Source organism: Pedobacter endophyticus (genome assembly GCF_015679185.1).
GTDB classification, from domain to species: Bacteria; Bacteroidota; Bacteroidia; order Sphingobacteriales; family Sphingobacteriaceae; genus Pedobacter; species Pedobacter endophyticus.
Genome location: NZ_CP064939.1, coordinates 430,393 through 442,681, shown reverse-complemented (window position 1 = coordinate 442,681; position 12,289 = coordinate 430,393). Strand labels below are relative to the sequence as shown.

Here is a 12,289-nt window from a genome sequence, read left to right as displayed (position 1 = left end):
TCCCCCTTCAGGGGATTAGGGGGTAAAAAAAAAGGGCAAGCACCTTCTATCGCACCGCTACAACCTTCTACCCTTGCTATGTTCCCATCCTGGGGGAGTTCAAAGGGAGCTGGTCGTAAAAGACTTGCCCGTCACAAAGGTAGGAAAAGATGTTGTTTTGCAAAATGCATTTTTCTAATTTCTCAGCTATTGCCGCTATCTTGTTGATTAGTAAATTAATAATTTTCCTCCGTGGTTGCAACGGTTTCATAAGAATGATGAATTAGCTGTAAAACGGCATCTTTTTTGAGCCGGGCAGGCGAATAAGTCTTCTCACTTTTTTTAATTATCAATTCAATAAACGGCCGAACTGAACGTGTGCAACGACGATTGGAGAGCAAGATCAGATCAGACCAATAAACATAGCTCAGCATTATCAAAATTGCATAGCTTGCCGATTTGTGTTATTTACTAGTAAAGAAACTATTCACATTTAAAATCAATGAACTAAACTTTTGGGCCATTTGCCTAATGTCAGTATATGCTTATTTACCAAAATCTTCGGTTAACATATTCTTAACAGGGACTTCATTTATTTATCAATTTGATATTTAATGCACCAAATTTTGTTTATAAACTAAGATAATTCAAAAAATAATAACAACTCGGTAATTTAAAAATGCTTTTTCGTATCTTAGTGTTTCCTATACACTAACAACTAACGAGCAAAGAATGACACCAAACAGTGGATTGTACGATGCGCAATTTGAACACGATGCCTGCGGTATTGGGTTCGTTGCGCATGTGAAAGGGCGAAAATCGCATCAAATTATCTCCGATGCACTTACTATTTTAGAAAATCTAGATCATAGAGGGGCATGTGGAGCAGAACCAAATACAGGCGATGGCGCCGGTATCATGATTCAGATTCCTCACGAATTTTTATATGACGAATGTCTCAAAGCAGGCTTCAGCTTACCCGAAACCAATAATTATGGTGTTGGGATGCTGTTTATGCCGAAGGATATCCGATCGAGAGAGGAATGCAGAGAACTGATTTACCGTGCTGCAGAAAAATTGGGATTGGAGATTTTGGGTTTCAGAAAAGTTGATGTTGATACGACCGATATTGGCAACATGGCGCTTTCGGTTGAACCCGAAATTGAGCAGGTGTTTATTGCCCGCCCTTACGCCATTGCAGCAGGCGCCGATTTCGAACGCAAGCTCTATGTTTTTAAAAACTATCTCATTAAACTTATCGCCAACACGGTTAATGGCGGTAAAGATTTCTACGTGGTTTCGCTATCGGCGCAAACCATTATATACAAAGGCCAGCTGACCTCGTTACAAGTTCGCACTTACTTTACCGATTTGAGCGATAAACGCATGGTTTCTGCCCTTGGCCTAGTTCACTCTCGTTTTGCAACCAACACCTTTCCATCGTGGAGATTGGCTCAGCCTTTCCGTTTTATAGCGCATAATGGCGAGATCAACACCCTGCAGGGAAACCTGAACTGGTTCAGGGCCGGTGTAAAATCTTTCGCTTCGGCTTATTTTACGCCAGAAGAATTGGACATGTTATTGCCTGTTATTGATGAGACGAACTCCGATTCTGGCTGTTTGGATAACGTAATCGAACTTTTACTTCACGCCGGTCGAACCTTACCGCACGTTTTGATGATGTTGGTGCCAGAAGCATGGGATGGTAATGAGGATATGGACCCGCTTAAAAAGGCGTTTTACGAGTTCCACGCTACTTTAATAGAACCGTGGGACGGTCCGGCTGCCATTGCCTTTACCGATGGTAAGCTGATTGGCGCCACCCTCGATCGTAACGGTTTGCGCCCTTCGCGTTACGCCATCACTTCAGACGATCGCGTAATTATGGGATCAGAAGCTGGTGCACTGGCCATCGATCAAAGTACCATTATCGAAAAAGGCCGCCTTACACCCGGCAAAATGTTCGTCGTGGATATGGAGCAGGGAAGAATCATCAGCGATGATGAAATTAAAACGCAGGTGTGCGGCAAAAGTCCTTACGCCGATTGGATCAATCAATATCAAATCCGTTTAGAGGAACTGCCCGAGCCACGTGTAATGTTCACTGGCTTGTCGTCAGAATCGATATTTAAATACCAGCAAGTGTTTGGCTATAGCAGCGAAGACGTAGATCTGTTGCTTAAACCAATGGCTATTGAGGGCAAAGAGCCAATCGGCTCGATGGGAACCGATACACCGCTTGCCATTCTTTCAAAGCGCCCGCAACACTTGTCGAACTACTTTAAACAGTTGTTTGCGCAGGTAACCAATCCGCCAATCGATCCCATCCGCGAAAAAGTGGTAATGAGCTTAGCGAGCTTTATGGGCAGCATGGGCAACCTGTTGGATGAATCGCCAAAGCAGGCCCATTGTGTAGCCATTAAACACCCGATTTTAACCAATCAGGAATTAGAAAAACTGCGAAGTATCGATACAGGCGTTTTCCAGGCGAAAACCTTGCAAACTTATTTTCGTGCCGATGGAAAGCCGGGTGCAATGGCAAAAGCGTTAGATCGTTTGTGCCGCTATGCCGTTGATGCCGTAGAAGATGGTTTTCAGGTAATCGTATTAACTGATAGGGCAATCGACTCTGAACACGCGGCAATGCCATCATTATTGGCTGTATCTGCCGTTCACCACCACCTGATCCGCAAAGGCTACCGCGGTGCTGTGGGGATCGTAATTGAGGCGGGCGACATTTGGGAGGTGCATCATTTTGCTACCTTGCTTGGCTTCGGCGTTACGGCAATTAACCCGTACCTAGCTTTAGAAACCGTTAGCGGTTTCCAAAAAGAAAGTGGCTTATCTGTTGAGCAGCTTACTAAAAATTACATCTATGCCGTAAATAGTGGTTTGCTTAAAATATTCTCTAAAATGGGTATTTCCACATTGCAATCGTATCAGGGAGCGCAAATTTTCGAAATTTTGGGCTTAGATAAGCAAGTGGTAAATACTTATTTCACAGGTGCAGTATCCCGTATCGGTGGTTTAAATTTAGATGAAATTGCTAAAGAGACCCTAATTAAGCACCACCGCAGTTTCGGTCCCACAACACAAACCGATAACCTATTGCCTGCAGGGGGAACTTACAAGTTTCGTCGCAAGGGCGAGGCGCATTTGTTTAACCCGCAAACCATCCACTTGTTGCAAAACGCAACCCGTAAAAACGATTATAACATCTTCAAACAATATTCTAAACTGGTAAATGAGCAGACACAACAAGCTTACACCATTCGGGGTTTGTTTGAGTTTAATTACAGCCGCCCGTCGGTTCCATTAAACGAGGTCGAATCTACAGAAGCCATTTTGAAGCGTTTTGCAACAGGGGCAATGTCTTTTGGGTCCATATCTCACGAGGCACACTCCACTCTGGCGATTGCCATGAACCGCATCGGCGGAAAAAGCAATACCGGCGAGGGTGGTGAAGACGAAATGCGCTACACTAAAATGGAGAATGGCGACAGCATGCGTTCGGCCATTAAGCAGGTAGCATCGGGTCGTTTTGGTGTAACCAGTTATTATTTAACCAATGCCGATGAGCTGCAGATTAAAATGGCTCAGGGCGCAAAACCGGGCGAAGGCGGTCAGTTACCCGGCCACAAAGTAGACGATTGGATTGCCAAAGTGCGTCACTCTACGCCCGGTGTAGGTTTGATTTCGCCACCTCCGCACCACGATATTTATTCGATTGAGGATTTGGCGCAGTTGATTTACGATTTAAAAAATGCCAATCGTGCAGCAAGAATCAACGTAAAACTGGTTTCTAAAGCAGGCGTAGGTACAATTGCCGCAGGTGTTGCAAAAGCACACGCCGATGTAATTTTGGTTTCAGGTTTCGATGGTGGAACAGGTGCTTCACCGCTAACCTCAATCCAACATGCAGGTTTACCGTGGGAGCTTGGTTTGGCCGAAGCACATCAAACTTTAGTTAAGAACAAGCTGCGTAACCGTATTGTGCTTCAAACCGATGGACAATTGAAAACAGGACGAGATATTGCTATTGCAGCATTATTAGGTGCCGAAGAGTGGGGCGTTGCAACGGCAGCACTTGTTACAACAGGTTGTATTATGATGCGTAAATGTCACCTGAATACCTGCCCTGTAGGCGTGGCTACGCAAGACCCCGAATTGAGAAAATTATTTACTGGTGATGCTGATCACGTGGTAAACTTATTTTATTTCCTGGCCGAAGAACTGCGTGAAATTATGGCTGAACTCGGTTTCAGAACCATAAACGAAATGATCGGCCAGTCGGATATTTTAAAAGTACGCGAATTGCCTGCTGAAGACTGGAAATTGAAGCACTTGAATTTATCGGCGATCTTGTTTAAAGCAGAAGATAATGGTTTGCCATTGTTTAATACCGAAGAACAAGATCACGGTTTGGCCAATGTGTTAGATCATCAGTTAATTGCGGCGGCACAGCCCGCAATTACCAATAACGAGCCTGTTTTTGCAAGCTTCAATGTTAAAAACACCGATCGGTCACTAGGTACCATGTTATCGAACGAGATTTCGAAAGTACATTTGGGCGCAGGTTTACCTCCAGATACTATCAACTTTAAGTTTGTAGGCTCTGCCGGGCAAAGTTTTGGTGCTTTTAACACACGTGGTGTTACCTTATCGTTAGAAGGTGAAGCGAACGATTATGTCGGTAAAGGCTTATCAGGAGCTCGTTTAGCCGTTTATCCATTCTCAAATTCAACATTCGTACCCGAGCAAAACATCATCATCGGCAACGTAGCGCTTTACGGGGCTACCTCAGGTGAGCTTTATGCCCGCGGAAAAGCAGGAGAGCGTTTCGCAGTTCGTAACTCGGGCGCTACGGCCGTTGTAGAAGGTGTTGGCGATCACGGTTGCGAATACATGACTGGCGGTGAGGTGCTAATTCTTGGTGATACCGGAAGTAACTTTGCTGCTGGTATGAGTGGCGGCGTGGCCTGGGTTTACGATGCCAATGGAACTTTTGCCCGCAAGTGCAACAGGGAAATGGTCGATCTGGATCCCCTGCAAACCGAAGATGAACAACGAATCATGGCATTGCTAAAAACGCATATCAGACTTACAGACAGTAAGGTTGCTGAGTTTATCTTAAGCGATTGGAAAACACAATCGAATCATTTTGTAAAGGTGTTCCCTAAAGAATACAAAGCAGTTTTAGCAAAACGTAATCAACAAGTTAAAATACACTAAGCCATGGGAAAAGTAACAGGATTTCAAGAATACGATAGAGTTGCGCCCACAAGAGAAGCGGCTACAACTCGTATAAAACATTATGGGGAATTTTTGAACGAATTGCCCGCACAAGAATTAAATAATCAAGCTGCCCGTTGTATGGATTGCGGCGTTCCGTTCTGCCAATCGGGTTGCCCATTAGGAAACGTTATTCCAGAATTTAACGACGCCGTTTATCAGGCAAAATGGGAGCAAGCTGCAAATATCTTATTGAGCACTAACAATTTTCCAGAATTTACCGGAAGAATTTGTCCGGCGCCATGCGAATCTGCATGCGTATTGGGCATCAATCGTCCCCCGGTTTCAATTGAGGAAATTGAAAAGCACATTATCGAAATTGCTTTCGAAAAAGGTTTCATCAAGGCAAAGGCACCATTAATTAGAACGGGCAAAAAGGTTGCTGTAATTGGTTCAGGTCCCGCTGGTTTAGCCGCTGCTGCTCAGTTAAATAAGGTTGGCCATGAAGTAACCGTTTTCGAACGTGATGATGCACCGGGTGGGCTTTTGAGATACGGTATTCCCGATTTTAAACTGCAAAAAAATGTGGTCGATCGCCGCATTGATCTGATGAAAGAAGAAGGCATCATTTTTAGATGCAACGCCAACGTAGGCGAAAATGTAGAAATCAGCACGCTTTTGCGCGATTTTAACGCCGTTGTTTTGGCCGGAGGGTCGACCATTCCGAGAGATTTACCGATACCGGGCAGAGAAGCCAAAGGTGTTCACTTCGCTATGGATTTCTTAAAGCAACAAAATAAACGTGTGGCCAATCGTGCGGTTGTTACCGAAGACATTATGGCTTCAGGCAAAAATGTAATCGTTATTGGCGGTGGAGATACCGGATCTGATTGCATCGGAACTTCTAACCGTCATGGCGCAAAATCGGTAACGCAGTTCGAAATTATGCCAATGCCGCCTCAAATGCGTACCACAAACATGCCCTGGCCAACCTATCCAATGTTGTTAAAAAACACTTCTTCGCATGAGGAAGGTGCTCAGAGAGCATGGTCGGTAAACACCAAAAACTTTATAGCCGATGAAAACGGGAACCTGAAAGCCTTAAAAGTGGTTGATGTGGAGTGGGAAATCGATGCAAACGGAAGGCCGCTTAGCTTTAAAGAGGTAGAAGGCACTGAAAGGGATTTGCCCTGCGAGCTGGTATTGCTGGCAATGGGTTTTTTGCACCCGCAAAAAGAAGGCTTAATTGAAAAATTAGGTGTTGAGCTCGATAACCGAGGTAACGTAAAAGCATCCGAACATACCTACCAAACAAATATCGCCAAAATTTTTGCAGCCGGCGATGTACGTCGTGGTCAATCGCTCGTAGTTTGGGCAATTTCCGAAGGAAGAGAAGCCGCCCGTAAAGTAGATGAATACTTGATGGGAACTACAAAACTGGCATCAAGAGATGCCATTGCTTATGCCTAAGCGAAAGGTCCCGTTCGGTGTCATTCTGAGCGGAGTCGAAGGTTAAATAATTCAATAAAAAAAGGTTGTGAGGAAACTCGCAACCTTTTTTTTGATTGGGCGTATCGGGCGTTAATGTGAACGTTCATTCTCAGAAGCCAGTTTTCTGCAAAAACAAGGGAGTTGATTATTTTTTTTTTGATGCTGTCATCTGAGTTTTAATTTCTCGGAAAAAAATCAATATGGCATGCCAAAGGACAACAACCCACTGCCCAAAAGGGGAAGTGAGACTATCTCGTCGTAGCGTCGCACTACGACATTGTATTGTATTCAAGAGCAACGTTTTAGTATTGTATTAATCGTAAAGTGCCGTAATAAAGCTTCAATTCTAGAGGATGAACCCCTTTCACCCGACGGGATTTACTAAAAGAAAAACAAACCACAGACACTGATAGGGAGAGGCTTCAAGCCACTGACCTTTATTTCCCTCTCTCCCGGAGAGGGACTTGCACCCCAGAACACGCCTCACAAACTTTCAAAGGGAGAGGATCTTTTGTAACAAAATACTTAGTCAAACGTTTGCGTAGATTTTTTTATTTGTTTTCGTAGGCTTTCGACCTTATTTTTAGTAACCTTAAGGAAACCAAATATATCCTACGCTACATGAAAACTAAACAAACCGAAAACTCCGGTTCTCGTCGGGATTTTATTAAGAAATCGGCAATTGCATTGTCTGCATTTACCATTGTACCGCGATACGTGCTGGGCGGCACCGGTTTTATTGCCCCGAGTGATAAACTAACCAAGGCCGTAATTGGTGTCGGATCGATGGGTAGAGGACATTTCGGCTATGACGGGACCCAGGTAGTGGCCATTTGCGATGTTGATACCAGACATTTGGCCCAAGCCAGTGCGATGCTCGATAAAGGCGTAAAAACTTTTGGCGATTACCGCGAATTGCTCAAACTGCCCGAAGTTGATATTGTACACATCGCAACTCCGCCGCATTGGCATGGCATTATGGCCGTAGAAGCCGCCAATGCAGGGAAAGATGTTTGGTGCGAAAAGCCCATGACGCATACCATTGGCGAAGGTAAAAGGGTAGTAGAAGCTGTACAAAAGCACGGCACCATGTTTCGATTAAACACCTGGTTCCGCTTTAAAGATACTTTTTATGGAATGGGCACCACCGTAAAACCGATTAAGAAACTGGTAGATAGCGGGCTTTTGGGCTGGCCTTTAAAAGTAACCGTTGGCAAACACACGGGCTACGACTGGAAGTTTTATTGGGTAGGAAAGGACGACCTCACGCCGCAGCCCGTTCCGGCAGAACTCGATTACAACATGTGGCTCGGCCCCGCACAATACAAACCTTACAACCCGCATCGCGTTCACACCACGTTTAGAGGCTATTGGGATTACGACGGAGGCGGTTTGAGTGATATGGGCCAGCATTATATCGACCCCATACAATACTTTTTGGGCAAAGACGATACCAGCCCGGTTTCGGTTGAAATAGATGCGCCGCAGCAGCACACCGATGCCGTAGGTACCTGGCGGAGAATTACCTACACTTATGCAGATGGTTGCCAAATTATTTTAGATGGCGAAGGCAAAGACACCAACGTACCCTATATTGAAGGGCCAAAAGGAAAGCTATATCCCGGTTTTAAGTCGGATATTCCGGATTTGGAGCGTAAACTGGCGGCCTTTCCCGATCCGGCCCTGCAAATCACCGATTTCACGCAATCAGTTAAGACCCGCCAAAAATTTGCGCTGAACGAAGAAAACGGGCATCGATCGTGCAACATTGTAAACATGGGGTTAATCGCACTCAAACTCGGGCGCTCGTTGAAGTTTGATCCGGTAAAACAAGAATTTATCGATGATGATGGTGCCAACAGATTAATTAATCCCGTAATGCGGGCACCTTTTTCTATTTAACAATTTCTCAACAACCATTTCAACCGACTGCATAACCAAATGAAAAAAATATTTTTAGCCCTGCTCGTGGTGTTCGCACTTCAACACATGGCCTATAGCCAGGAGCAGGCAGACCAACGAACGATAACCACGCGAATTGCCGATTTGCTTGCGCAGATGCCCGCCAAAGATGCTAAACTGCTAAAAAACAATATTGATGATATTGCAGCGCTTGGCGAAGCTGGTTATGTACAACTGATTACGGGCTTAACCGCCGGCAAAGGCAACAATGCGCAGCTCGAATATGCAATTGGCGGTTTTTCTGCCTATGTAAGTCAGTCCGGCCAGGAGAGCCTCCGTAAAATGAGTGTGAATGCCTATTGCAAAGCACTACAAAAGTTGACAGACCCTCAAAACAGGGCATTTGTAATCAGCCAGTTCGATTTGGTAGGAAAAGACGACGCCGTTTCTTGCTTGGCGCCTTACCTGGCCAACGATTTCCTTGCAGATGTAGCAGCCCGGGCTTTGGTAAAAATCAACACAGAAAACGCCAAGGTTACACTTTTAAACGGATTAAGCAATGCAAAGGGAAATGCCCGCATTGCAATTGTAGAAGCTTTGGGCGACATCCGTTATCAAAAAGCCGCAGAGAAATTAATCCCGTTAGCCACTGATGCAGATCCGGCCTTGGCTAAAATGGCCCTCTACAGTTTGGCCTACATAGCCGATCCCGCTTCGGAAAAAACACTGGCCGCAGCCACAGAAAAAGCCGGCTACAAATTCGAAAACACCAACGCCGTAGGCAGCTACCTCGTTTTTGCGAACCAACAACTTAAGAACGGAAATAAAGAACTTGCCTCAAAAATTGCAAAAGACGTTTGGACAAGAACGAATGCCGCAGAAATGATCAATGTTCATATCGCTGCATTAAAATTGTTGGTTGAGGCCACCGATGATAATCAGCAGTTGTTGTTAACCGCCGCTACCGATGCCAACCCCCGTTACCGCAAGGCTGCTTTGGCTTTTGCAATACCCTATATTAAAGGTGGCAATACCGCTGCCTGGGTTAATACCATGAACAAGGCCGGCAATGAGGTAAAAGCCGATATCATAAACACCCTCGGTAAAGTACCGGCCGGGCAGGCGCTCGATGCAATAGTTAAACACTTCAACAACAAAAATCCCAAAGTAAAACTTGCTGCAATTGATGCAGCCGTAAGCATCGGTCAGGATAAAGTATTGAGCAAGTTACTGAAATTAATGAAAAATGCTGACTCTACGACGCTTCAGGCCAGTTCAGATGCCATAAAACGCATGAAAGGCACCGACATTACCGCACCAATTGCCGCCGCCATTCCGTCATCGAAGCCCAGTACTCAAATTGTATTGCTGAATTTGCTGGCGTCTCGGGCTGCAAACGTACAGTTGGAAGCCGTTTATGCACAATTAAAAAATACGCATCCCGAAGTGAGAACAGCGGCCTACGCAGCACTGAGTTCGGTGGCCATAAGCGATAATCTTCCACAGCTGTTCAATCTGCTGAATGAGAGTACCGGCGCCGATGAACTTGCCGTTCAAAAGGCGCTGGTTGCTGCTGTAAATAGCGGCGACAGTACAAAAACCGTTGAAATTGTATTGGCGCAGATGAACACGGCTCCTGAAAAAAAGAAGGCGCTTTTTTACAAAGTTTTGGCGAGTCTGGGCGGCAACCAGTCGCTCACCGCAGTGACCGATGCTTATAAAGCAGGAAACGAAACTACGCAGAAAGCAGCTATTGAAGCCCTTGCAGCATGGAAAGATGCCACAGCATCCGCGGCGTTGATCGCGATTGCAAGACAGACAAAGAATCCGTCTTTTTTAGCGATGGCGATTGAGGGATATCTAAAACAGATCCGAACAAGCAATGCAACTGCAGAACAAAAGTTCCTGATGCTTCGCAATGCGATGGACGTGGCGCAGACGGACGGACAAAAGCAGCAAATCTTAACTGATTTAGCGCAAGCCAAGTGTTTCAATTCGCTCGTTTTTTCCGGCAAATACCTCGATGATCCTGCGCTGCAGCAAGCCGCAGCACAGTCTGTGATGAATATTACCCTTTCCGGAACGTATAATGGCGATTTGGTTAAAAACCTGTTAAACAAAGCCATTGCCGTAATAACAGGGCCTGATAGCGGCTACCAAAAAGAAGGCATGCGCAAATACATCAACGAAATGAACCCGGGAGAAGGGTTCGTATCCATTTTTAATGGTACCGACCTAACGGGATGGAAGGGTTTAGTGGCCGACCCGATTAAGCGCTCGAAAATGGATGCAAAAACCCTTGCTGCCGAACAAGAAAAGGCAGATGCCGAGGCGCAGCAAAGCTGGAAACCCATTAATGGCGAGCTTCATTTCGTGGGCAAAGGAAACAACCTGGCAACGGTGAAAAAATATGGCGACTTTGAGATGTTGGTTGATTGGAAAATTGTTGACGACAAAAAAGGTGAGGGAGACGCGGGAATATACCTTCGCGGGACACCGCAGGTACAAATTTGGGACAATGCCCGCACCAACGTTGGCGCCCAGGTAGGCTCGGGCGGTTTATACAATAATAAAGTGAACGAAAGCAAACCGTTAAAGGTAGCTGACAACAAAATTGACGAATGGAATACCTTTAGAATACTGATGAAAGGCGATCGGGTGACCGTCTACCTTAACGGCGAACTGGTAACAGACAATATCATCTTAGAGAACTACTGGGACAGAAATTTACCGATTTTTGCCGAAGAGCAGATTGAACTGCAGGCACACGGTTCGCCGGTGGTTTACCGCGATATTTACATTCGTGAACTGCCGCGGGTTAAACCCTTCCAATTGAGTGCAACCGAAAAGAAAGAGGGTTATAAAGTCCTTTTCGACGGCACCAATATGCATCAATGGACCGGGAACACGGTCGATTATTCGATTGAAGACGGCAACATCGCCATTCGACCGAAGCCCGACAAGGGCTCTGGTGGCAATTTATTTACCAAAGATGAATTTAGTGATTTTATCTTCCGGTTTGAATTTCAGCTCACCCCCGGCGCAAACAATGGTTTGGGCATTCGTGCACCGTTAGCGGGCGATGCCGCTTATACGGGAATGGAACTACAGATTTTGGATAACGATGCACCAATTTATAAAAACCTGCATGTGTATCAATATCATGGCTCAGTGTATGGTACGCTGCCTGCAAAAAGGGGTTTTCTTAAGCCAGTGGGCGAATGGAACTACCAGGAAGTAATTGTTAAAGGGCCGAAAATTAAGGTGATTTTAAATGGCGAGGTCATTTTAGATGGCGATATTACCGAAGCTCGTAAAAACGGGGCAGCAGATGGAAAGGAACATCCGGGCCTATTACGCAACAGTGGGCATATCGGCTTTTTAGGACACGGCTCTTTTGTACAGTTTAGGAATATCCGCATTAAGGATTTGAGCAAGAAGAAGTAGTAACTGCTGTCATCCTGAGCGCAGGGAAGCTGGCTTCAATTTAAGTACAAACCAAAATGGCCAGGGGCGGCAGCAGTAAGGCAAGTTTTGGTGACTGGTAGGTCAGAGATTCTTCCTTCGTCAGAATGACAACAACAAAACTAAGGCAGCCAACTTGCGCTAAATGCTCATTTTCAGAAAAAAAAGGCTGTAATTTAGTTAACGGCAACAAAAAGCCCTTATCATACATTCAATGTTA

General features: G+C 45.3%; 5 protein-coding genes and 1 other RNA gene. 4 read left to right on the top strand and 2 right to left on the bottom strand.

All coding sequences use genetic code 11. The annotated features are described in order from the left end of the window. Positions 1-30: 30 nt before the first annotated feature. An RNA gene (gene ffs, locus IZT61_RS01895) (signal recognition particle sRNA small type) lies at positions 31-130 on the bottom strand. Positions 131-711: 581 nt separating this feature from the next. Here ffs and gltB point away from each other — a divergent pair. The 4 genes from gltB (at position 712) to IZT61_RS01875 (ending at position 12,051) form a co-directional block, all read left to right on the top strand. Then, positions 712-5,211 (top strand): glutamate synthase large subunit, encoded by a 4,500-nt coding sequence (gene gltB / locus IZT61_RS01890; RefSeq protein WP_196099519.1) that lies wholly within the window; start codon positions 712-714, stop codon positions 5,209-5,211. 3 nt (positions 5,212-5,214) lie between these two features. Then, positions 5,215-6,681 carry a glutamate synthase subunit beta gene (locus IZT61_RS01885; protein ID WP_196099518.1) on the top strand — a complete coding sequence of 489 codons (1,467 nt, stop codon included), beginning with the start codon at positions 5,215-5,217 and terminating at the stop codon, positions 6,679-6,681. 642 nt (positions 6,682-7,323) lie between these two features. Further along, on the top strand, positions 7,324-8,604 hold the full coding sequence (locus IZT61_RS01880; protein ID WP_196099517.1) for a Gfo/Idh/MocA family oxidoreductase: 1,281 nt from the start codon (positions 7,324-7,326) through the stop codon (positions 8,602-8,604). Positions 8,605-8,643: 39 nt separating this feature from the next. Continuing rightward, positions 8,644-12,051 (top strand): DUF1080 domain-containing protein, encoded by a 3,408-nt coding sequence (locus IZT61_RS01875; protein WP_196099516.1) that lies wholly within the window; start codon positions 8,644-8,646, stop codon positions 12,049-12,051. Positions 12,052-12,091: 40 nt separating this feature from the next. On the opposite strand, the gene IZT61_RS01870 is transcribed toward IZT61_RS01875, so the two are convergent. Beyond that, positions 12,092-12,280: a hypothetical protein gene (locus tag IZT61_RS01870; RefSeq protein ID WP_196099515.1), complete on the bottom strand. Its 189-nt coding sequence runs from the start codon at positions 12,278-12,280 to the stop codon at positions 12,092-12,094. Between the last annotated feature and the right edge of the window lie 9 nt (positions 12,281-12,289).